The organism is uncultured Bacillus sp., assembly GCF_958411575.1.
In the GTDB taxonomy this organism is placed as follows: domain Bacteria; phylum Bacillota; class Bacilli; order Bacillales; family Bacillaceae; genus Bacillus; species Bacillus spizizenii.
Window position 1 is genome coordinate 20,347 of sequence record NZ_CATYRA010000006.1, and the last position, 22,300, is coordinate 42,646.

Annotated in this window: 18 protein-coding genes, 1 other RNA gene and 1 pseudogene; 17 read left to right on the forward strand and 3 right to left on the reverse strand. The window is 45.0% G+C overall.

The window, feature by feature from the left end:
• Window positions 1-4 precede the first annotated feature (4 nt).
• From rnr to Q5C82_RS11145, 4 genes and pseudogenes are all read left to right on the forward strand, one after another.
• On the forward strand, window positions 5-2,344 hold the full coding sequence (gene rnr, locus Q5C82_RS11130) for a ribonuclease R (RefSeq protein ID WP_003220026.1): 2,340 nt from the start codon (window positions 5-7) through the stop codon (window positions 2,342-2,344).
• A 144-nt stretch (window positions 2,345-2,488) separates the two neighbouring features.
• Window positions 2,489-2,959 (forward strand): SsrA-binding protein, encoded by a 471-nt coding sequence (gene smpB, locus Q5C82_RS11135; RefSeq protein WP_003220025.1) that lies wholly within the window; start codon window positions 2,489-2,491, stop codon window positions 2,957-2,959.
• 175 nt (window positions 2,960-3,134) lie between these two features.
• Window positions 3,135-3,497, forward strand: a transfer-messenger RNA (tmRNA) gene (gene ssrA, locus Q5C82_RS11140).
• A gap of 303 nt (window positions 3,498-3,800) precedes the next feature.
• Window positions 3,801-3,965: pseudogene (locus Q5C82_RS11145) on the forward strand (holin); the annotation flags it as partial.
• Window positions 3,966-4,066: 101 nt separating this feature from the next.
• Here Q5C82_RS11145 and Q5C82_RS11150 read toward each other — a convergent pair.
• The gene (locus tag Q5C82_RS11150; protein WP_003220023.1) at window positions 4,067-4,267 is read right to left on the reverse strand and encodes a hypothetical protein; all 201 of its coding nucleotides are present in this window, start codon (window positions 4,265-4,267) and stop codon (window positions 4,067-4,069) included.
• Between the two features lie 689 nt (window positions 4,268-4,956).
• Window positions 4,957-5,373, reverse strand: coding sequence for an NAD(+)--rifampin ADP-ribosyltransferase (gene arr, locus Q5C82_RS11155; RefSeq protein ID WP_003220022.1), 417 nt, complete (start codon window positions 5,371-5,373; stop codon window positions 4,957-4,959).
• Window positions 5,374-5,824: 451 nt separating this feature from the next.
• On the opposite strand from arr, the gene Q5C82_RS11160 reads away from it, so the two are divergent.
• The 5 genes from Q5C82_RS11160 to azoRB all read left to right on the forward strand — a co-directional run bounded on the left by Q5C82_RS11160 (window position 5,825) and on the right by azoRB (window position 11,150).
• On the forward strand, window positions 5,825-6,619 hold the full coding sequence (locus tag Q5C82_RS11160) for an SDR family NAD(P)-dependent oxidoreductase (RefSeq protein ID WP_003220021.1): 795 nt from the start codon (window positions 5,825-5,827) through the stop codon (window positions 6,617-6,619).
• Between the two features lie 120 nt (window positions 6,620-6,739).
• Window positions 6,740-7,687 carry a DMT family transporter gene (locus tag Q5C82_RS11165; protein ID WP_003220020.1) on the forward strand — a complete coding sequence of 316 codons (948 nt, stop codon included), beginning with the start codon at window positions 6,740-6,742 and terminating at the stop codon, window positions 7,685-7,687.
• 7 nt (window positions 7,688-7,694) lie between these two features.
• Window positions 7,695-8,351: a GntR family transcriptional regulator gene (locus Q5C82_RS11170; protein ID WP_003220019.1), complete on the forward strand. Its 657-nt coding sequence runs from the start codon at window positions 7,695-7,697 to the stop codon at window positions 8,349-8,351.
• A gap of 105 nt (window positions 8,352-8,456) precedes the next feature.
• Window positions 8,457-10,355: an FUSC family protein gene (locus Q5C82_RS11175; RefSeq protein WP_003220016.1), complete on the forward strand. Its 1,899-nt coding sequence runs from the start codon at window positions 8,457-8,459 to the stop codon at window positions 10,353-10,355.
• A 159-nt stretch (window positions 10,356-10,514) separates the two neighbouring features.
• Window positions 10,515-11,150: an FMN-dependent NADH-azoreductase AzoRB gene (gene azoRB, locus Q5C82_RS11180; RefSeq protein WP_003220015.1), complete on the forward strand. Its 636-nt coding sequence runs from the start codon at window positions 10,515-10,517 to the stop codon at window positions 11,148-11,150.
• A gap of 37 nt (window positions 11,151-11,187) precedes the next feature.
• Here azoRB and Q5C82_RS11185 read toward each other — a convergent pair whose 3' ends face one another.
• The gene (locus tag Q5C82_RS11185) at window positions 11,188-12,264 is read right to left on the reverse strand and encodes an oxidoreductase (protein WP_003220013.1); all 1,077 of its coding nucleotides are present in this window, start codon (window positions 12,262-12,264) and stop codon (window positions 11,188-11,190) included.
• A gap of 125 nt (window positions 12,265-12,389) precedes the next feature.
• Here Q5C82_RS11185 and csoR point away from each other — a divergent pair, with 125 nt between their 5' ends.
• The 8 genes from csoR to helD all read left to right on the forward strand — a co-directional run bounded on the left by csoR (window position 12,390) and on the right by helD (window position 22,263).
• On the forward strand, window positions 12,390-12,695 hold the full coding sequence (gene csoR, locus Q5C82_RS11190) for a copper-sensing transcriptional repressor CsoR (RefSeq protein ID WP_003220011.1): 306 nt from the start codon (window positions 12,390-12,392) through the stop codon (window positions 12,693-12,695).
• A gap of 74 nt (window positions 12,696-12,769) precedes the next feature.
• Window positions 12,770-12,979: a copper chaperone CopZ gene (copZ, locus tag Q5C82_RS11195; RefSeq protein WP_003220010.1), complete on the forward strand. Its 210-nt coding sequence runs from the start codon at window positions 12,770-12,772 to the stop codon at window positions 12,977-12,979.
• A gap of 83 nt (window positions 12,980-13,062) precedes the next feature.
• Window positions 13,063-15,474, forward strand: coding sequence for a copper-exporting P-type ATPase CopA (gene copA, locus Q5C82_RS11200; protein WP_003220008.1), 2,412 nt, complete (start codon window positions 13,063-13,065; stop codon window positions 15,472-15,474).
• Between the two features lie 159 nt (window positions 15,475-15,633).
• Entirely contained in the window at window positions 15,634-17,742 is a 2,109-nt protein-coding gene (locus Q5C82_RS11205; RefSeq protein WP_136975876.1) for a heavy metal translocating P-type ATPase, read from the forward strand.
• Window positions 17,743-17,862: 120 nt separating this feature from the next.
• Complete coding sequence (gene bdbD / locus Q5C82_RS11210; RefSeq protein ID WP_003220003.1) at window positions 17,863-18,531, forward strand: disulfide bond formation protein BdbD; 669 nt, start codon at window positions 17,863-17,865, stop codon at window positions 18,529-18,531.
• 4 nt (window positions 18,532-18,535) lie between these two features.
• The gene (locus tag Q5C82_RS11215) at window positions 18,536-18,952 is read left to right on the forward strand and encodes a disulfide oxidoreductase (RefSeq protein ID WP_003220001.1); all 417 of its coding nucleotides are present in this window, start codon (window positions 18,536-18,538) and stop codon (window positions 18,950-18,952) included.
• 185 nt (window positions 18,953-19,137) lie between these two features.
• On the forward strand, window positions 19,138-19,746 hold the full coding sequence (locus Q5C82_RS11220; RefSeq protein WP_003219999.1) for a trimeric intracellular cation channel family protein: 609 nt from the start codon (window positions 19,138-19,140) through the stop codon (window positions 19,744-19,746).
• Window positions 19,747-19,938: 192 nt separating this feature from the next.
• Complete coding sequence (helD, locus tag Q5C82_RS11225; RefSeq protein ID WP_013308051.1) at window positions 19,939-22,263, forward strand: RNA polymerase recycling motor HelD; 2,325 nt, start codon at window positions 19,939-19,941, stop codon at window positions 22,261-22,263.
• The last annotated feature ends 37 nt before the right edge of the window (window positions 22,264-22,300 follow it).

Sequence of the window (22,300 nt, forward strand, 5' to 3'; positions counted from 1 at the left end):
GATAATGGAAAAAGAAGCATTTATGGATAAGCTTCTCTCGTTTATGAAGGAAGAGGCATACAAGCCTCTGACTGTTCAGGAACTTGAGGAGATGTTAAATATTACGGAAGCCGAGGAGTTTAAAGAGCTCGTCAAAGCGTTAGTCGCCTTGGAAGAAAAAGGACTTATCGTACGGACGAGAAGCGACCGCTATGGCATTCCGGAGAAGATGAATTTAATAAAAGGAAAGATTTCAGCACATGCAAAAGGATTTGCCTTTTTGCTGCCTGAGGATACGTCGTTAAGCGATGTGTTTATTCCGCCTAATGAGCTGAATACGGCAATGAACGGCGATATCGTCATGGTTCGTCTGAATTCACAGTCAAGCGGCTCCAGACAGGAAGGAACCGTCATCCGCATTTTAGAAAGAGCGATTCAGCGGGTTGTCGGTACGTATACAGAAACAAGAAACTTCGGCTTTGTCATTCCGGACGACAAAAAAATCACAAGCGACATCTTTATCCCGAAAAACGGGAAAAACGGTGCTGCGGAAGGACACAAGGTTGTTGTCAAGCTGACGAGCTATCCAGAAGGCCGCATGAACGCAGAGGGCGAGATTGAAACCATTCTCGGCCACAAAAATGATCCGGGGATTGATATTTTATCAGTCATTCATAAGCATGGCCTGCCGGGAGATTTTCCTGCTGATGCGATGGAACAGGCATCAAGTACGCCTGACACAATTGATGAAAAAGATCTGAAAGACCGCCGTGATCTCCGTGACCAGGTGATTGTCACCATTGATGGTGCGGACGCGAAGGATTTGGATGATGCAGTTACCGTGACGAAGCTTGATGACGGAAGCTACAAGCTTGGCGTTCACATTGCTGATGTCAGCCATTACGTAACCGAAAATTCGCCGATTGACAAAGAAGCGCTAGAAAGAGGAACGAGTGTGTATTTGGTTGACCGTGTCATCCCAATGATACCGCACAGACTATCAAACGGCATTTGTTCCTTAAATCCAAAGGTTGACCGCCTGACACTCTCTTGTGAAATGACAATTAACAGTCAGGGACAGGTGACAGAGCACGAGATCTTCCAAAGTGTCATCAAAACAACGGAAAGAATGACGTATTCTGATGTGAATCAAATTCTTGTTGACGATGATGAAGAGCTGAAACAAAAATACGAGCCTCTTGTTCCAATGTTCAAAGACATGGAGCGTCTGGCTCAAATTCTGCGCGATAAGCGGATGAACCGCGGCGCCGTTGATTTTGATTTCAAAGAAGCAAAGGTGCTTGTCGATGAAGAAGGGGCGGTTAAAGACGTTGTCATCAGAGAACGCTCTGTCGCCGAGAAGCTGATTGAAGAATTTATGCTTGTGGCGAACGAAACAGTAGCGGAGCATTTCCATTGGATGAACGTCCCGTTTATATACCGGATTCACGAAGAGCCGAATGCTGAAAAGCTGCAAAAGTTTTTAGAGTTTGTAACGACATTTGGCTATGTGGTGAAAGGAACGGCGGGAGATATTCATCCGCGCGCGCTGCAAAGCATTCTGGACGCTGTGCGTGACAGACCTGAAGAAACAGTTATATCTACTGTCATGCTCCGTTCGATGAAACAGGCGAAATACGACCCGCAAAGCTTGGGGCACTTTGGTCTGTCAACGGAATTCTATACGCATTTCACATCACCGATCCGCCGTTATCCGGACTTAATCGTCCACCGTCTGATCAGAACGTATTTAATCAACGGCAAAGTCGATGAAGCGACACAGGAAAAGTGGGCTGAACGCCTGCCGGATATCGCCGAACATACATCAACGATGGAGCGGCGTGCCGTTGACGCCGAGCGTGAAACGGATGATCTGAAAAAAGCGGAATACATGCTTGATAAAATCGGTGAAGAGTTTGACGGCATGATCAGCTCTGTGACAAACTTCGGAATGTTTGTCGAGCTGCCGAATACAATCGAAGGACTCGTCCACGTCAGCTTTATGACGGATGACTACTACCGCTTTGACGAACAGCATTTTGCGATGATCGGTGAGCGGACAGGCAACGTCTTCCGTATCGGGGATGAAATCACAGTCAAGGTCGTCGATGTCAACAAAGACGAGCGCAACATCGACTTTGAAATTGTCGGCATGAAGGGCTCTCCGCGGCGTCCGAGAGAACTGGACAGCAGCCGGAGCAGAAAACGCGGAAAGCCTGCCAGAAAACGCGTCCAAAGCACCAATACACCTGTTTCTCCAGCTCCGTCTGAGGAAAAAGGTGAGTGGTTTACTAAGCCGAAGAAGAAAAAGAAAAAACGCGGCTTCCAAAACGCACCGAAACAGAAACGGAAAAAGAAGAAATAGCAGCTCAACCAGCAAATAGGGCCGCAGTGCTCTATTTGCTTTCTTTCGGAAACAGCTTTTCATTGTAGCGGCACGTGACATTTGGTAAAATAGAGGGTATCGCAAAAGGTGGACAGTTTTTCCTTAGAGAGAGGAGGTTCTGGCATGCCAAAAGGGTCAGGAAAAGTATTATCTCAAAATAAGAAAGCCAATCACGATTATTTTATAGAAGAAACCTATGAAACAGGCATCGTTCTCCAAGGAACTGAAATCAAATCGATTCGTGCCGGCCGCGTAAACCTTAAGGATTCCTTCGCCAAAATCGAACGGGGAGAAGTGTTTCTCCACAATATGCACGTCAGCCCGTATGAACAGGGAAACCGCTATAACCACGATCCGCTTCGGACGAGAAAGCTGTTAATGCACCGCAAGGAGATTAATAAGCTGATCGGGTTAACAAAGGAAAAAGGCTATTCTCTCGTTCCGCTGAAGCTGTATTTGAAAAACGGCTTCGCCAAAGTGCTTCTCGGCCTTGGAAAAGGGAAGAAGAACTATGACAAACGGGAAGACCTGAAGCGCAAGGACGCGAAGCGTGAAATCGAAAGAGCATTCAGGGACAGTCAAAAAGGCTTCTAAAGGCATAGTGCTTGATTCAAAAATCAGGCCTGTGCTATACTGTGTTCACGAACAGATCCATAACGCATCTTTTGAAGGATTTGACAATTGAAAAGAGACGTGATCGTGTTATAATAAGACTATAGCCAGTTTGAGTGAGAGCTTGATATTTTCTCCCGTATTTCCCTTATAACAAGGGGACGTTACGGATTCGACAGGGATGGATCGAGCTTGAGCTGCGAGCCGAGAGGCGATCTCGTAAACACGCACTTAAATATAACTGGCAAAACTAACAGTTTTAACCAAAACGTAGCATTAGCTGCCTAATAAGCGCAGCGAGCTCTTCCTGACATTGCCTATGTGTCTGTGAAGAGCACATCCAAGTAGGCTACGCTTGCGTTCCCGTCTGAGAACGTAAGAAGAGATGAACAGACTAGCTCTCGGAAGGCCCGCCCGCAGGCAAGAAGATGAGTGAAACTACAAATATGCAGGCTACGCTCGTAGACGCTTAAGTAATCGATGTTTCTGGACGTGGGTTCGACTCCCACCGTCTCCATACATACTTTGAAACCGCAGTGCTATCAAGGCTTCCAAAGCTTTTGAGGGCACTGCGGTTTTTTCGTAGAGTCAGTCAATTGTACTGGTCGCTATGCTAAAAAGAACCAAAAACCCTATAATCTGATTTAATCGGCGCTGTCTTATGAGCGCTTTTTTTATGTCTTTTAATTGCTCTATCGCCTGTTTCGGCAGACTTATCCAGCTACAGCCTGGTTATCATAGATTTAGGAAGTTAACCAACACCCACGGAGATGTTTCTATTTTGCCTCTAATGAGGTGATCAAAAGAAAGGGAGGAAACGAACGTGCTTATTAACTTTGAAACGTTGGATTTAGCGAGAGTTTATTTGTTTTAGGGAGGGAAATACACTGATTTAATGCTGATTATCAGCATTATTGACAGCCTAACCGGTGAGATTAAGGGGTGGAAATTTAAAAAGCTGCGGAGCCAGAGCACATGGTTTGGTTACTTCTGAAAAAAGCCTGCCTTTCCAGTTTTTTAACAAAAAGGGAAAAATTCAATTTAAAATTAAAAAATAGACATAATCAGTAAAATATCGACAGAAGATTGTTACCATAAATGCAAAGCAAGAAACGAAAGTACCCATGCAAATATGCCGAATATTACAAAGAACCTAAGAAAAGTTTCATATTTTGTAAGTCTTCGTTCTTTTTTTGTTTTACCTAACTTCCAATAAAGGGCGTAGCCGGAGAACAATAAAATTATTTGTCCCAGTTGCGACACAGACTCTAAAAATTCTATACCATTCATTGATTTCACCTCTTATTTTATTATCGCAGACGGAAAAAACGTTTCCAACAGTTATATAAAAGTTAAGCAATCCATAATATGTCTATGGTATAAGAAATGATGTTTCTCTTACCAGTAGAACCATAAGTGTATAGTGGCAGAATACGTTACGTCCCTCCACTAAAAGAAACAGATGTGTTAATAAAAGAAAAAAGAGCCAAGTATAGGCTCATTCACATTGAAGCTTTATTCCGTCAGCACTAAGCACTCAAAGCCAATACATATCTCATCCCTGTTTCAAAGTCACTCATCGGCACTACTACACGCCTCCTTTTATCAAAGGCCAGCCCCTGTAGGTGATTTATCATGAAACGCTCCAAAAAATTTGGTGCGTATAACTGGGCACTCCGTGATCAGGAGTAACCACAAATATCCTAAATTCCGAAACAAACTCAAACTTATTCCCTGTGTTTGGCTTTGCCAAAAAGAAAAAAGCCATCCTTAGGGATGCCCTTTTTCTTGAAGACCATGGACGCCGTCCACCACCTGTAAGGGGAACTCTTCCTCTTAACTCCAACATAAAAACTCCCCCCAACCCCGGATCTGAAAACATCTCGGTTTGCCCAGGCACTTTTTTAAATCTTGCTTATAATGACAAATTAGTTAAGTCTTTAATTGGGCATTCAGTTGGAGTTTTAATAATGCGATAATCAATCGTATATTACATTTTTTCCTTCTTCACTTAACTTTTTTAAAGATGTAAGCATATGATTTATTTCTTCATCGGAATGCCTTTCCCATGAACCTAATTCAGCTACTATTTTCAAAGGAGATTTAGATCTATAAGAACGTGTTGGGTTTCCAGGGAATTTTTTGTCAGTTAAATTCGGATCATTTTCAAAATCGCCTAATGGTTCTACAATATAAATTCTCTCTTTTGAATTAGATCTTGCTAATTCAGCACCCCATTTAGCAGCGTTTAATGTTCCAGTAAAATAGATATGGTTAGATTTTTTATCCTGATAATTTGACAAATACAACGGTTCAAGCAGGTCTCCAATTTTCAGTTCTGCTTTAGTACCATGAAAAAACGGACCAGGATCTAAGACATTTTTTTTGTCATTCATATAGCCACATCCCTTATACTTTTAGACTTGCGTATAACAGTATAAGGCAGGACAAGAGCGAAAAAACAGTCTGTAAATAATCCTCAGATGGGGTTATAATGTAAGTAGAGACTAAGATGTATTGGTTTGTGGAACACTTTGGTAACAAAATCATAAAATTAAAGTTTAGAGCGGGATTTTCACCATACCGAAAAAACTTATATATCAACGTTTTGTAATGATTTTAAAACATAACCATACCAAGGTAATAGACTCCCACCGTCTCCATACATACTGACAATAAAGCAGAACCTCCTAAGGGGTTCTGCTTTATTTTTTCTCCAGATCACAGGCACCAAAAAGTGCGTACTTCCATTTCAATCCCAGTTGTTTCATACTGATTGCATAGCAGATGTTTCACCAATCAGATTTCTGTCAATAAATAAGAGGAAACAAAACGGAGGGATGAAGAATGAAGCTGAATTTACAAGGAAAAACCGCATTGGTGACTGGGTCGACATCGGGGATCGGAAAAGCTATTGCCTCTTCGTTAGCTGAAGAAGGTGCGGCAGTGATCATTAACGGACGCCGGGAAGAGAAAGTGAATCAGACGATAGATGAATTGAAAACACAATATTCTGAAGCGGTCCTTTATCCGGCCGCATATGATTTGGGAACAGAGGAAGGCTGCAATGACCTGTTTCAGGCATACCCTGAGGTTGATATTTTGGTCAACAATTTAGGAATTTTTGAACCGGCGGAGTACTTTGATATTCCTGATGATGAATGGTTTCGTTTTTTTGAAGTGAACATTATGAGCGGAGTAAGGCTGACACGCAAGTATTTGCACAACATGATAGAGAAAAAAGAAGGGCGTGTGATTTTCATTGCCAGTGAAGCGGCGATTATGCCGTCACAGGAAATGGCCCATTACAGTGCGACAAAAACGATGCAGCTGTCCATTTCCCGCAGTTTGGCGGAGCTGGCAACCGGCACAAATGTCACAGTCAACACCGTCATGCCGGGTTCTACCTTAACAGAGGGTGTGGAAACAATGCTGAATTCGCTGTATCCTGATGAAAACCTGACGGTTCAAGAAGCTGAGGCACGTTTTATGAAAGAAAACCGGCCGACATCCATCATTCAAAGACTGATCCGGCCGGAAGAAATCGCCCACTTCGTTACATTTTTAAGCAGTCCGCTTTCCTCTGCGATCAATGGCGCAGCACTTCGGGCGGACGGCGGTTTGGTCCGCAGTGTCTTTTAACTTCTCCCAAATGGGAGAGGTTTTTTATGTCACTATTTTTGTAAAGAAACCTTTGTTTTCAGAAAAGTGAAACGATATAATATGTAATATATTGCATATTACCTGTCAGGAGGATGTACATTGGCGACTCAAAAACAACGGATGTACGGATTTTTTATGGTCATTGTCGGAGCTGCTTTTTGGGGATTATCGGGAACTGTTGCCCAGCATTTGTTTGAAACAAGTAATGTGTCGGTGGAGTGGCTTGTCACCGTGCGTTTGCTTTTATCTAGCCTGCTTCTGCTGATGATTCTATCTGCCGGTAAAAACAGACGTGCTGTGTGGGAGATATGGAAGGATAAAAAATCGGCTATCCAGCTGATTGTTTTCGGGATTGCCGGCATGCTGGGCGTTCAGTATACATTTTTAGCTTCAATCGGAACCGGAAATGCAGCTGTAGCTACGCTTCTTCAGTACTTGGCACCCGTTATGATTGTGCTGTTTATGCTTGTGACTCGGAAGAATTCCTTTCAGTTAGCAGATATTTGCGCACTTGTGCTGGCCTTGGGAGGCACTTTTTTATTGCTGACCAATGGAAGTATTAATAATTTAACCGTCTCGCCTTTGTCTGTCATATGGGGCCTGCTTTCTGCTGCGGCTCTTGCCTTTTATACGCTATACTCCAGCCCTCTCTTGAAAAAATGGGGATCTGCTCTCGTGATTGGCTGGGGAATGCTAATCGGAGGCATTGGCATGAGCTTTATTCATCCACCATGGGACGTTGATGTACAGGGATGGACGATCTCTGAGAACGTATCAGTCGGTTTTATTGTCATTTTCGGAACGCTATTGGGTTTTTATATGTATTTGACAAGCTTGAAATATTTATTTCCGCAAGAAGCTAGCATGCTTGGGTGCACTGAGCCGGTTGCGGCAGTGGCATCCTCTATCCTGTGGCTCGGTGTGTCCTTTGGATTATATCAAGCGGCAGGGGCAGCGTGTATTTTGGCAATGATTTTTGTTTTATCGCAAAAGAAGAATGCCGGCAAATCGGCGGCGTTGAGAAAACAAACCAATATTCAGAGGTGATGCTTTTATGCCAATCCCGTCAAATACCCCGAAGCCTGTCAGGCAGACAGCTAAAACGATTGCATTGGAACAAATTCAAAAATGGATCGTGGAAGGCATTCTTGCTCCCGGAGAAAAAATCAATGATGACGAGTTAGCGAAAGCGCTTGGCGTCAGCAGAACGCCAGTCAGAGAAGCTCTGCAATTATTGGCAGTACAAGGCTTTGTTGAAATGTCACCGGGGAAAGAAACAAGAATTTCACAAATTGAAAAAAATGATGTTTTCAAGGTGTATCCGCCAATGGCGGCTCTGCAATCCACCGCTGCCGAACTGGCTATCGAAAACATTGAGTCATCCCACTTGGAGGAGATGGCGGCGATCAATCAGCAAATGGAGGCGGCTATTGACCGAAATGAAATCTATGAAGTGCTTGGGCTTGATAAAACGTTTCATGATGTCATGATTGATGCGGCCGATAATGAATATATCCGGAATTTCACATCTGTTCTTCATATGCATTTTCTTCGGCTCGAATATCTTTTTTTCAAATCGCCGCAAAATTCGATTGAAGAGCATGAACAAATCATTCAGGCATGTAAGGAGAAGGATCGAAAAAAAGCAGCCGAGCTGACGTACAGCAACTGGATCAAGCCAATTCAGGATATTGCGAATAAATTGATGTAAGACAGGCAGAGACGGTACGGTCTCTGCTTTTTTAACGTTATTGGGACATACTATAGCGGATAAGCGGGAAGAGTTCTACATATTCATTGAAAAGGATTTTGTCATATGAACAAGACTACTGAGAACAATCAAAGAACCATGCCAAGCATTGTGAAAGATGCCTTTCGCATTCATGCACATCCCTTTCCATGGAAAAAGGCAATCGGATCAGGCGTCGCCTCGGGGTTTCCTGTGCTGATCGGCGCATTGGCGGGGCACACGGATTACGGTTTAACTGCAAGCATCGGGGGCTTTGTTTATTTATATGCGGGCGGTGAATCGTATAAAAAGCGCGCTTTGAAGCTGCTCTTAGTTTCCATTGGGATCGCTCTTTCATTTGGATTAGGCACACTTTTGTCCGGTACGGTTTGGATGATGGCGGCTGTCCTGGGGCTGATCGGTGCAGCGGTGATGTTTATCTTTAGCGCGCTCGGTATACAAGGCCCTGCGCCGATGTTTTTTGTTCTTTCTTTTTTAGTCAGCTCCGGGCTGCCGGCCGATCCTTCACAAGCGCTGTTCAGAGCGGGATTGACGTTTCTCGGCGGCATTTTCGCCATGGGCATCGCCTTAATCGGCTGGTTATGGAGCAAACATGGACCGGAGGAGGCTGTTCTGCAAAAAACATATCATCAGCTGGCAGCATGTCTTTCGGCCGTCGGGACGTCAGGCTTTCATAACGCGCAGCATCAGACGGTGCTCATGCTCAGAACAGCTCGTCAAACGGTTCTCGGCAAGGGGAACAGGAAGAAAAAATCGCAGCATGATGAACGTTTTTTCCGTCTGCTCGAAAAGGCTGACGACATATTCCTTACTATTATTCATTTTTCAGCTGAAACGCCAGACGGAGAGAAGGCACAGATTGAAAGGGCACTCCGCCAAACCGGAGATATGCTTGGGCATGCCCGTGTTTCCAGTGCATTTCAGATTAACGAGAATGAATCAGAGCCAAGCCGGAAGCTGTTTGGAGAAATCAATGATGCTTTGCATATCGCTTTAGGGCGGTTTGATAAGCAGCTGGACGAGGAACCGAGCCGCCTGCCAGCCTCTTTCTACTTTCTGAGAAATGCCTTTGACTGGCAGTCTCCCGTCTTGATACGGTCGTTAAAGTACGGGATTGTGCTGTTTGCCGCCGATATGTTTGCCCTCACATTCGGTTTTGCACGCTCCTATTGGATTCCGGTTTCGGCAGCAGCGGTCATGCTTGGCACTACTGTTGTCTTTACGCTTCACAGGGCCATTCAGCGTTCGGCAGGAACTGTGATCGGTGTGGGGCTGGCAGGCGCAATCCTGTTTGTTAAGCCGGGCGGTGTTTATATTGCGTTATGTATTGCAGCGCTGCAATGTCTTCTTGAGATGCTGATTGTCCGCAATTATGCGCTGGCCGTTCCTTTTTTGACCGCAAATGCGCTTGTCATCACAGAAAGCATGCATGGCGGCGCGGACGTCGGTTATTTTATGATAGCGAGGCTGACGGATGTAGCTGTCGGCAGTGTGATCGGACTATTGGGAACGATGCTCTTGTGGAGGCGGTTTTCAACGAAGCGGCTGCCTGAACTGATGCGAGACGTGATCCGGGCGGAAGGGCAGTTTATGGAGAAGCTGTTAACCGGGCAGAAAGCAGACGAACACCGGTTAAGGGTGAGCCTAGTCAAGCTTCGGGATGCGTATGACAAGGCGCTTGGGGAATTTCCCAATACTCATGCGGATGCGCTATGGCCTGCCATTTCCGGTGCTCAGCACTTAGGGTATTATTTGCTCTCGGCCCAAGCCCATCATCGACCGCCTGCTCCGTTTTCTGAAGAAGAGATGAAGCAGCTAAGGGCATTTTTTGAACAGGCTGAGCAATCCGCTTTGATGAAAAGGATGCCGGCGAACATACAAGTACCGCATGTTCCTTACTACCCGAGGATCAGCAAAGAGCTCTCCGCACTGTATTCCGGCTTGCGGACAGCTTTTGAAAAGTGAACAGTTTGGAAGAGTTAAATAATCTTTAATTCGAGATATTTTACTTGAAAGTAATTTTTATTGTCTCTATAATAAAGCATAAGAGAGAAAGAATATTGGCAGTGCATCTGTATGATAATAATTGATGTGTAATTTTTAAAAACGAAAGGGCTGGTTAAAATGGCAAAAGTATTGTATATCACTGCTCACCCACATGATGAAGCAACTTCTTACAGTATGGCAACAGGTAAAGCATTCATCGAATCTTACAAAGAAGCGAACCCTAATGATGAAGTTGTACATATCGATTTGTACAAAGAAAACATCCCGCACATTGACGCGGATGTATTCAGCGGCTGGGGCAAGCTTCAATCAGGCACAGGCTTTGAAGAGCTTTCTGATAGCGAAAAAGCAAAAGTCGGCCGTCTGGGAGAGCTTAGCGACCAATTTGCATCTGCTGATAAGTACGTATTCGTTACTCCTTTATGGAACTTCTCATTCCCGCCAGTAATGAAAGCGTATCTTGATTCTGTTGCAGTTGCAGGAAAATCATTCAAATACACTGAACAAGGCCCTATCGGATTGTTAACTGATAAAAAAGCGATTCATATCCAAGCACGAGGCGGTTACTATTCAGAGGGTCCTGCGGCTGAAATGGAAATGGGCCACCGCTACATCGGCATCATGATGAACTTCTTCGGTGTACCATCCTTCGATGGCATTTTTGTAGAGGGTCATAATGCGGAGCCTGATAAAGCACAGCAAATTAAAGAAGACGCGATTGCGCGTGCGAAAGAAGCAGGAAAAACATTTTAATGAAAAAGCCTCCCTTGAGAAATGGGGAGGCTTTTATTTAGTGCTCCAGTATAATGGTACGTTTCTCTTCACTGCTTTTCATTGCGGCTTCAATGATGCGGATGACATCAATTCCTTCCTCAGCGGTGACGGGCAGCGCTGCGCCTTCCCGTATGCTTTCCGCTATTTTGCGGTAATAGGTAAGGTAGGAACCATTTACTGATGGGATGGTTTCTGTTTTTTTGTCCGTGCCATGAACGGTTGTCAGCTGTCCGTAATACTCCGGATCATCCGCACCCCAGCTGTCATCCTCCGGTTTTTTTCCCGCTCTGAGTGCGTCTTCCTGTCCGTCGATTCCGTATTTTATAAAGCTAGAATGCTGTCCATGGATTTGATAACGAGGGCCGTTTGCCGGAACGATCGATCCTCCGTATAGAATGGCTTGGAGCTTGCCGTAATCTAGAGTCAAGTGAAAATAGTCAACCGTTTCCGCATTTTCACGCTGGGCCATCACGTTTGCAGTAACGGCTTTAGGCATCCCGAACAAATGCAGGGCTTGGTCTATGACGTGGGAGCCGAGATCATACAGTGTACCAGTGGCAGCGCCTTCTTTATCCCGCCACCGTGCTTGAACCTCAGGTCTGTAGCGGTCATAGGAGACTTGATATGTATTGATATTTTCAAGGGATCCGTCAGCGATCAGCTTTTTAATCGTTAAAAAGTCGTTATCCCAACGTCGGTTATGATATACGCTTAACAATACACCTTTTTCATCAGCAGCCTTCTTTAACTTCTCCCCCTCTTCGGCCGTCGCTGTCATCGGTTTTTCCATTACAACATGTTTTCCAGCCTGAATGCATGCCATAGCATGCTCGTAATGAAGGTCGCTCGGGGTGGTGACAATGACAAGCTCAATGGCTGGGTCATTTGTTATTTCCTCAAGCTCATGCACAACTTCAGCATTCGGAAAATCCCGTTTCACTTCTTCTGTCCGCGATGTCATGACCTTGCTGACGTAATACTCATCCAGAACAGCAAGCAGCGGTGCGTGAAAAACAGAACCAGAAAGTCCGTATCCTAATATCCCAACCTTTATCGTATCCACTTTTCTTCTCCCCTTTAAAAGCGTTTTCACAAGAAGTATATACCCTCCTGAACAAATGGTAAAACCTAACTGATTTATTTTTGCCGCGGCATGCTTAGACAACAGTTTGGACAATCAGTATAATGGGAATTAATATAAGGAACAGAGGTGTACGCATGGAGAAGCATAACGAACATAAAGCATTAAACCATAAAAGCTCGAAAGAAAAGGATCAAATCACAAACCGGCTGAAGCGGATAGAGGGCCAAGTCAGAGGGATTCAAAATATGGTGGAAAACGATAGATATTGTGTAGATATTCTTGTGCAGATTTCAGCTGTTCAGGCGGCAATGAAAAATGTGGCGCTTCAATTGCTTGAGGATCATGCCCATCATTGTGTAGCAGATGCCATCAAAAGCGGAGACGGAGAACAGGCCATTTCTGAGCTTTTGGACGTATTTAAAAAGTTCACTAAATCATAAAGTCTTTTTTTATTGTAATACCCTACGGGGGTATGGTAGGATGAAAACAGAAAGAACAAACAGGAGGAATTCATATGGAACAAAAAACATTGCAAGTTGAAGGAATGTCTTGTCAGCACTGCGTTAAAGCAGTGGAATCAAGCGTAGGAGAACTGGACGGCGTCAATGCTGTCCATGTCAATCTGGAAGCAGGAAAAGTCGATGTTTCGTTTGATGCTGACAAAGTATCAGTCAAAGATATTGCGGATGCGATAGAAGATCAGGGCTATGATGTAGCCGAATGATTCAAGGTATCGCGCCTTTATGGAGGCGCGATATTTCTTTCATTTTTATATACCCCCCGGGTGTATATAAAGGAGTGAGTATGTTGAGTGAACAAAAGGAAATCGCGATGAGGGTATCTGGGATGACCTGTGCGGCATGTGCATCCAGAATTGAAAAAGGACTCAAGCGGATGCCGGGTGTCACAGATGCCAATGTCAATCTGGCAACCGAAACGTCAAATGTCACCTTCGATCCTGCTGAAACAGGGGCGGCAGCGATTCAGGAAAAAATTGAAAAGCTGGGCTATCACGTCATAACAGAAAAAGCTGAATTCGATATTGAGGGCATGACCTGTGCGGCCTGCGCCAATCGGATTGAAAAGCGGCTTAACAAAATAGAAGGCGTCACAAATGCTCCTGTAAACTTCGCTCTAGAAACCGTTACAATCGAGTACAATCCAAAAGAAACGTCTGTCACCGATTTGAAAGAAGTGGTAGATAAGCTGGGATATAAGCTTCAGCCCAAGGGCGATGAGGAGCGTGAAGCGACAGCTTCTAAAAAGAAAGAAGAACGGAAGCAAACGGCGAGACTGATCTTTTCAGCGGTTCTGTCATTCCCATTGCTTTGGGCGATGGTGAGCCATTTTACGTTTACATCGTTCATTTGGGTGCCGGATATTTTCCTCAATCCGTGGATGCAGTTTGCGCTGGCGACACCAGTCCAGTTTCTGATCGGCTGGCCGTTTTATGCGGGGGCGTATAAGGCGCTCAGAAATAAGAGCGCCAATATGGATGTATTGGTCGCGCTCGGAACGTCGGCTGCTTACGCTTACAGTCTTTATCTTACGATTCGAAGCGTCGGTTCCCATGGGCATACAGACGGTCTTTACTATGAAACAAGCGCAATTTTGCTGACGTTGATTTTATTAGGCAAGCTGTTTGAAACAAAAGCAAAGGGCCGTTCTTCAGATGCCATTAAAAAGTTGATGAAGCTTAAAGCCAAAACAGCAACTGTCGTAAGAGACGGACAGGAGAAAATCATTCCAATAGATGAAGTGCTTGTCAATGACATTGTTTACGTCAAACCGGGCGAACGAATTCCTGTCGACGGAGAAGTAGTTGAAGGCCGCTCGGCAGTAGATGAATCGATGATTACAGGAGAAAGCCTTCCTGTTGACAAAAATCCAGGTGATAGCGTGACAGGTGCAACCGTCAACGCAAACGGCTTCCTGAAAATCAAAGCTGTCAACGTTGGAAAGGATACGGCACTTTCTCATATCATCAAAATTGTCGAGGAAGCACAAGGATCAAAAGCGCCGATTCAGCGTCTCGCTGATCAGATTTCCGGTATTTTTGTACCCATCGTTTTGGGGGTTGCCGTTCTCACTTTCATCATTTGGTATCTTTGGGCGGCTCCCGGCGATTTTTCCGAAGCGATCAGTAAGTTTATTGCAGTTCTCGTCATTGCCTGCCCGTGCGCCCTGGGCCTTGCCACTCCGACGAGCATTATGGCTGGATCTGGGCGCGCTGCTGAATTTGGGATTCTCTTTAAGGGCGGCGAGCATTTAGAAAAAACACATCGTCTCGATACGATTGTTCTCGATAAAACCGGAACTGTGACAAACGGGAAGCCGCGACTGACAGATGCCATTCCGTTCGGCCGTTTTGAAGAAACTGATCTGCTTCAATTTGCGGCGGCAGCTGAAATGGGATCAGAGCACCCGCTCGGTGAAGCGATTGTAGCAGGTGTGAAAGAAAAAGGGCTTGAGATACCGAATCTGACCCGCTTTGAAGCAAAAATCGGCTCAGGCATTTTGGCTGAAGCCGGAGGAAAAACCATTCTCGTCGGCACAAGAAAGTTAATGGAGAGCGAACAGGTTGAGCATGGAGCCCTTCTTGCCCAAATGGAAGAACTTGAGGCAGAAGGGAAAACAGTTATGCTTGTATCCATTGATGGTGAAGCCGCGGGCCTTGTAGCGGTTGCCGATACGATAAAAGACACGTCACGGGCGGCAGTAGCCCGTCTGAAAGAGTTGGGCCTGGATGTCATCATGATGACAGGAGACAACCGCAGAACCGCTGAAGCCATCGCCAGGGAAGCGGGGATTACGAGTGTCATAGCGGAAGTCCTTCCTGAACAAAAGGCAGCAGAAATTTCCCGCCTGCAAAAAGAAGGTCGGCAGACGGCCATGGTAGGCGATGGAATTAACGATACGCCGGCGCTTGCCACAGCCGATATCGGCATGGCGATTGGAACAGGCACGGACATTGCTATGGAAACAGCAGACATTACGTTGATTCGCGGCGACCTGAACAGCATTGCCGACGCAATTCGCATGAGCAGACTGACAATGAAAAACATTAAACAAAACTTATTCTGGGCGCTTGGCTATAACAGCCTCGGCATCCCCATCGCGGCGCTCGGATTTTTAGCGCCATGGATAGCGGGTGCAGCAATGGCGTTCAGTTCCGTTTCCGTTGTTCTGAATGCGCTGCGTCTGCAGAAAGTAAAATAAAAACCGGCTATATGCCGGTTTTTGTTTTACATTGACACTTTCTTGGAAAACGACATATAATAGATGTAACCAATATATGAGTATATGCTCATATATAAAAATCCAATACCAACACTCATTGATACGTTTTGAAGAGGGAACCCTAAATCGGAAGGTAAGGTGAGACTAGTGAAACAGGAATACGTTCTGGACGGTTTGGATTGCAGCAATTGTGCTCAAAAAATCGAAAATGGAGTCAAAGGCATAAAAGGCATTGACGGATGCGCGGTAAATTTTGCGGCAAGCACCTTAACTGTCTCAGCCGATGGGAAAGAAGAGCAATGGGTCACCAATAAAGTAGAGAAAAAAGTAAAATCAATCGATCCGCATGTAACGGTTCGTCAAAAACATAAAAAGAAATCAGCTGATGACGGCTATCGTCATCGAATGATCAATATGCTGATCAGAATGGCGGCGGCTGTCATTCTCGGGGCAGCGGCATATTTGGTTCATTCCGGAACAATTGAATTTTTCCTTTTCCTCGCTGCCTATTTGATCATCGGCGGTGACATTATCATCCGTGCAGTTAAAAACATCACTCGCGGTCAGGTGTTTGATGAGCATTTCTTAATGGCTCTTGCCACAATCGGCGCTTTTCTGATTCAGCAATACCCTGAAGGCGTCGCAGTTATGCTGTTTTACCAAATTGGTGAGCTTTTTCAAGGAGCCGCGGTCAGCCGGTCCAGAAAATCAATCAGTGCGTTAATGGACATCCGGCCTGATTACGCCAATGTCAAAACAGAGAACGGCATCGAACTGGTTTCTCCGGAGGACGTACAGATAGGAGACATCATTGTGGTCAATCCGGGAGAAAGCATACCCCTTGACGGTAAGGTCGTGCAGGGATTAGCGATGGTTGATACGTCTGCTTTGACAGGTGAGTCCGTTCCGAGAAAAGCTGCAGAAGGACAAGATGTGATGTCAGGCTTCATTAATCAAAACGGCGTTCTGCATATTGAAGTCACAAAGGGCTACCAGGAGTCTGCAGTATCAAAAATATTAGACTTGGTTCAGAATGCGAGCAGCCGTAAAGCCCGGACAGAAAACTTTATCACGAAGTTTGCCAAGTATTATACACCTGCTGTTGTGATCATCGCGGTATTGCTGGCCTTTGTCCCGCCGCTGGTTCTTCCTGGCGCCGCACTTTCGGATTGGGTGTACCGTGCACTTATTTTCTTAGTGATTTCTTGTCCATGTGCGCTTGTTGTCTCTATTCCGCTCGGTTTCTTCGGCGGAATCGGAGCAGCCTCAAAGGCCGGAGTGCTTGTGAAGGGAAGCAATTATTTAGAAGCCTTGAATCAAGTCAAATACGCGGTGTTTGATAAAACAGGAACATTAACAAAAGGCAGCTTTGAAGTGACAGAAATCAAACCTGCTGAAGGATTTACAAAGGAAAGTTTACTTGAAGCGGCGGCATATGCTGAACTTCATTCCCAGCATCCGATTGCCGAATCTGTGCGAAAAGCTTACGGGAAAATGCTCTCCTCTGACGCGATAGAGTCATATGAGGAAATATCCGGCCACGGCATTTTTGCAAAAGTAAACGGAACAGAGATCCTTGCTGGAAATAAAAAGCTCATGGAAAGAGAACAGATTGAGGGTGTCCCGGTTTTAAATGCCGGAACAATCGTACACATTGCTGTTGATCAACGGTATGCCGGAGCAATCATCATAGCGGATGAAGTAAAAGAAGATGCAGCACAGGCGATTGCTGATCTGAAATCGTTTGGAATCAAACAGACAGTTATGCTGACAGGTGATTCGAAACAAACGGGAGAAGCCGTCGGAAAACAGCTTGGCATCGACGAGGTATATGCAGAGCTGCTGCCGCAGGATAAAGTTGCGCGGGTCGAAGCATTAGAAGCCAAGCTTTCGCCAAATGAAAAACTCATTTTTGTTGGTGACGGCATCAATGATACGCCGGTGCTTGCGCGCGCAGATATCGGAGCGGCCATGGGCGGCCTTGGCTCAGACGCCGCGGTAGAAGCCGCAGACGTCGTACTGATGACAGATCAGCCGTCAAAAATAACGGAAGCAATTCGGATTGCGAAACGGACACGCCGAATCGTGTGGCAAAACATCGGCTTTGCTTTAGGTGTGAAAGCGATCTTTCTCATTCTTGGAGCATTTGGAATTGCAACCATGTGGGAAGCGGTTTTCTCAGATGTCGGCGTTACACTGCTCGCTGTGGCAAACGCGATGCGCGTCATGCGTCTCAAAAACGGATAAATTGTCGGAGAGAATTCATTTTTTCGGGGTTTTCTTATAGGCACTTGTCTTGTTAAAATAAAGAAGTGGGTCTATTGCGATCCGCTTCTTTTTTTAATTTTAAAACGATGAGGTGTCGGAGTGAAAAAGAAACAGCAGTCTTCTGCGAAATTCGCGGTCATCCTTACGGTTGTGGTTGTTGTCTTACTAGCAGCCATTGTCATCTTTAATAACAAAACGGAACAAGGCAATGAAGCGGTTTCCGGACAGCCGTCTATCAAAGGCCAGCCTGTGCTTGGCAAGGATGATGCACCGGTAACTGTAGTAGAATTCGGAGATTACAAATGTCCATCTTGCAAGGTGTTTAACAGTGACATCTTTCCAAAAATACAAAAAGACTTTATTGATAAGGGCGATGTGAAATTTTCATTCGTGAACGTCATGTTCCATGGAAAAGGTTCAAGATTAGCGGCTCTTGCATCAGAAGAAGTCTGGAAAGAAGATCCTGATTCTTTCTGGGCATTCCATGAAAAGCTGTTCGAAAAACAGCCGGACACAGAACAGGAATGGGTGACTCCAGCCGTTCTCGGTGATCTAGCAAAAAGCACCACAAAGATAAAACCTGAGACGCTCAAGGACAATCTTGATAAGGAAACATTCGCTTCTCAAGTGGAAAAGGATTCTGAGCTTAATCAAAAAATGAATATACAGGCAACACCGACGATTTACGTAAATGATAAAGTAATTAACAAATTTATGGATTATGATGAAATCAAAGAAACGATAGAGAAAGAGCTGAAAGGGAAGTAATCATATGAAAAATAGAATTGTATGTTTATATGCTTCCTGGGTTGTGGCTCTTGTCGCTATGCTTGGCAGCCTGTATTTCAGTGAAATCAGAAAGTTCATCCCCTGTGAACTGTGCTGGTACCAGCGTATCCTCATGTATCCGCTCGTCCTGCTTTTGGGCATCGCCACCTTTCAAGGGGACACACGCGTGAAAAAATATGTGCTTCCGATGGCGATTATCGGGGCGTTTATTTCGATCATGCACTACTTAGAGCAAAAAGTGCCCGGCTTTTCAGGCATTAAGCCGTGTGTAAGCGGCGTGCCGTGCTCAGGCCAATATATTAACTGGTTTGGTTTTATTACCATTCCATTCCTGGCCCTGATTGCTTTTATCCTGATTATTATTTTTATGTGTCTGCTGAAAGGCGAAAAATCTGAATAACAAAAAAGCGCCCGCGTATGCCGGGCGCTTTTTCTCATCTCGAAAACTTATATCCATCAGCATTAGCGGTATTCCCTCTAAATTTATCTTTTTTTATCGTGAAAATGTTATTGATTTTACGCTTGAGCGATTATAAAATCTAGAGGTCGTCAGAAAATTTAACAAACATAAAGGGAGTCATCAGAATGGCTTGGGAGCTGCTCAGTGTGATTGGCATCATTGCGTTTGCAGTCAGCGGCGCAATTGTTGCGATGGAAGAGGAATATGATATTTTAGGAGTTTATATATTAGGGATTGTCACAGCTTTTGGAGGCGGAGCGATCCGCAATTTGCTGATCGGTGTTCCGGTGTCAGCATTATGGGAGCAGGGGGCGTACTTTCAAATTGCGCTCTTATCCATTACGATTGTATTTCTGTTCCCGAAACTGCTGCTGAAGCATTGGAACAAGTGGGGCAATTTATCAGATGCGATCGGTCTCGCAGCCTTCGCCATCCAAGGCGCACTGTATGCCGTCAAAATGGGCCATCCGCTTAGTGCCGTCATCGTCGCTGCGGTGCTGACGGGAAGCGGCGGCGGAATCATCCGTGATCTTCTTGCCGGACGCAAGCCGCTTGTGCTGAAAGCAGAAATTTATGCAGTCTGGGCGGCTCTCGGCGGTTTAATCGTCGGCTTGGGCTGGCTGGGAAACTCATTTGGCTTGTACGTTCTGTTTTTCGTGCTCGTAGTTTGCCGCGTTTGTTCTTATATGTTTAATTGGAAGCTGCCAAACCGTTCTTTTCGTTTAGATAACTAACAGCAAAAAAACCGATTTCAAATTGAAATCGGTTTTTTTGCATATAAATAACCCAAACCTTGATTGAGATTGGGTGAATGTGCTAAGATAAATTGTATTTGCCAGCTTCAATCATATATTGATTATATGTATCCAATTATATTTTACAGTATTTCATCTGTGTTTGTCAACTATTTTCTGGAGGTGCCGTTCATGAATCAGCAGGATAAGGAATGGAAGGAAGAGCAGTCAAGAATAGATGAGGTGCTGCAGGAGCTCGGCAAAAAAGAGCGGTTTCTCGAAACGTCTGCAGGCGGGTTAAAGCATGACATTATCGGATTAAGAAAAAGCTTTTGGGAGGATGTTACGGTTAATCTTGATGATGCCCATGAAGCGGTTGAAACGATGGCAAGCATTAAGCAGCAGGCAGAGCTACTGTCTGATCGGGAACGGAATCATCGGCGTATGGATCAGCAGCTCAAACGAATTCATCAATTAAAAGCATCGCCTTATTTCGGCCGGATTGATTTCATTGAAAACGGCGAGGAGCAGGCAGAGCGAATTTATATCGGTTTAGCTTCTTGTATGGATGAGAAGGAGGAACAATTTCTGATCTATGACTGGAGGGCGCCAATATCAAGTATGTACTACAATTATTCCCCAGGAAAAGCGGATTATGAAGTGCCCGGCGAAACGATAGAAGGGGAAATGGTGCTGAAACGCCAGTTTATCATCAAAAACGGCACTCTTAAGGCGATGTTTAACACTGATATGACGATTGGCGATGAAATGCTGCAAGAGGTATTAAGCCATCAGTCTGATACCCAAATGAAAAACATCGTGTCCACGATTCAGAAAGAACAAAATCAGATTATCCGTAATGAAAAAAGCAAATTTCTGATCGTACAGGGAGCGGCCGGGAGCGGAAAAACATCGGCAGCGCTTCAGCGTGTCGCTTATTTGTTATACAGGCACCGCGGCGTCATTGATGCCGGACAAATCGTTTTATTTTCTCCTAACTTCTTATTTAACAGCTATGTCTCCTCTGTTTTGCCTGAATTAGGAGAAGAGAATATGGAGCAGGCGACGTTTCAGGAATATATTGAGCATCGGCTTGGCCGCAAGTTTCAATGTGAAAGCCCCTTTGATCAGCTCGAATATTGCCTGACCGAAAAAAAGGATGGCGATTTTCCTTCAAGACTTTCGGCAATCACATGGAAGGCAGGCTTATCTTTTCAGCAATTCATTGATGAATACGTCAGCCAACTGTCCTCTGAAGGGATGATCTTTAAAAACATCATCTTCCGCGGACAAAAACTGATCAATAAGGAACAGATTCAATCCTATTTTTACTCACTGGATCAAGGCCAGTCCATTCCAAACCGGATGGAGCAAACGGCGAGGTGGCTGCTGAGTGAGCTGAACAAGCTTGAGAAAAAGGAACGGCGTAAGGATTGGGTCGTTCAGGAAGCTGAGCTGCTCGACAAAGAGGATTACTTGGACGTATACAAAAAACTGCAGGAAAGGAAACAGTTCAGTGAGAGCACATTTAACGATTATCAAAGAGAGCAGCAGCTCCTTGCCGCCATCATTGTGAAAAAGGCCTTCAAACCGCTCAAACAGGCGGTCAGACTCCTTGCATTTCTTGATGTTACACAGTTGTATCTGCAATTGTTTTCTGGCTGGGGAGGGAAATTTCAGCATGAGGAGACGGCAATGATAGGAGAGCTGACCCGATTGGCATTTGCGGAAAATAAATTGCTCTATGAGGACGCGGCACCGTTTCTTTATATGCAGGATCTGATTGAAGGCAGAAAGAAAAATACGAAGATCAAACATCTTTTTATCGACGAAGCTCAGGACTATTCACCGTTTCAGATGACTTACATGAGAAGCATTTTTCCGTCTGCCAGCATGACGGTGCTCGGTGATATCAATCAGTCCATTTACGCCCATGCCATACATGGCGTAAAGCGTATGGATGCGTGCTTTGAAGGTGAGCCGGCTGAATATGTTCGTTTAAAGAGAACGTACAGATCGACAAGGCAGATTGTCGAGTTAACAAAAGCGATGCTTCAGGACGGAGCGGATATTGAGCCTTTTAACAGGAACGGGGAAATACCTCTCATTTTCAAAACCGAAGGACGTGAGGACCTTTGTCAAAAACTCACGAAAGAAATTGACCGGCTTAAGAAGCAAGGGCACGAAACGATAGCCGTCATTTGCAAGACTGCGCAGCAATGCATACAGGCGCACGCTCACATGAGCGAATATATAGATGTTCGTCTGATTCATAAAGAAAATCAAACATTCCAAAAGGGAGTTTGTGTCATTCCAGTGTATTTAGCGAAGGGAATTGAGTTTGACGCAGTGCTTGTCTATGATGCATCAGAAGAACATTATCATACAGAGCACGACCGCAGGCTGTTATATACTGCCTGTACCCGAGCAATGCATATGCTGACGGTATTTTATACAGGTGAAGCCAGTCCGTTTGTAACAGTTGTGCCGCCTCACTTATATCAGAGTGCTGAATGAAGAGAAGGGAATCCTTCTCTTTTTTCTATTTAAATGA

Coding starts and splice junctions, on each gene's coding strand:
- rnr (WP_003220026.1), top strand. CDS start 5: ATGGAAAAAGAAGCATTTATGGATAAGCTTCTCTCGTTTATGAAGGAA.
- smpB (WP_003220025.1), top strand. CDS start 2,489: ATGCCAAAAGGGTCAGGAAAAGTATTATCTCAAAATAAGAAAGCCAAT.
- Q5C82_RS11150 (WP_003220023.1), bottom strand. CDS start 4,267: ATGAATGGTATAGAATTTTTAGAGTCTGTGTCGCAACTGGGACAAATA.
- arr (WP_003220022.1), bottom strand. CDS start 5,373: ATGAATGACAAAAAAAATGTCTTAGATCCTGGTCCGTTTTTTCATGGT.
- Q5C82_RS11160 (WP_003220021.1), top strand. CDS start 5,825: ATGAAGCTGAATTTACAAGGAAAAACCGCATTGGTGACTGGGTCGACA.
- Q5C82_RS11170 (WP_003220019.1), top strand. CDS start 7,695: ATGCCAATCCCGTCAAATACCCCGAAGCCTGTCAGGCAGACAGCTAAA.
- Q5C82_RS11175 (WP_003220016.1), top strand. CDS start 8,457: ATGAACAAGACTACTGAGAACAATCAAAGAACCATGCCAAGCATTGTG.
- azoRB (WP_003220015.1), top strand. CDS start 10,515: ATGGCAAAAGTATTGTATATCACTGCTCACCCACATGATGAAGCAACT.
- csoR (WP_003220011.1), top strand. CDS start 12,390: ATGGAGAAGCATAACGAACATAAAGCATTAAACCATAAAAGCTCGAAA.
- copZ (WP_003220010.1), top strand. CDS start 12,770: ATGGAACAAAAAACATTGCAAGTTGAAGGAATGTCTTGTCAGCACTGC.
- Q5C82_RS11215 (WP_003220001.1), top strand. CDS start 18,536: ATGAAAAATAGAATTGTATGTTTATATGCTTCCTGGGTTGTGGCTCTT.
- Q5C82_RS11220 (WP_003219999.1), top strand. CDS start 19,138: ATGGCTTGGGAGCTGCTCAGTGTGATTGGCATCATTGCGTTTGCAGTC.
- helD (WP_013308051.1), top strand. CDS start 19,939: ATGAATCAGCAGGATAAGGAATGGAAGGAAGAGCAGTCAAGAATAGAT.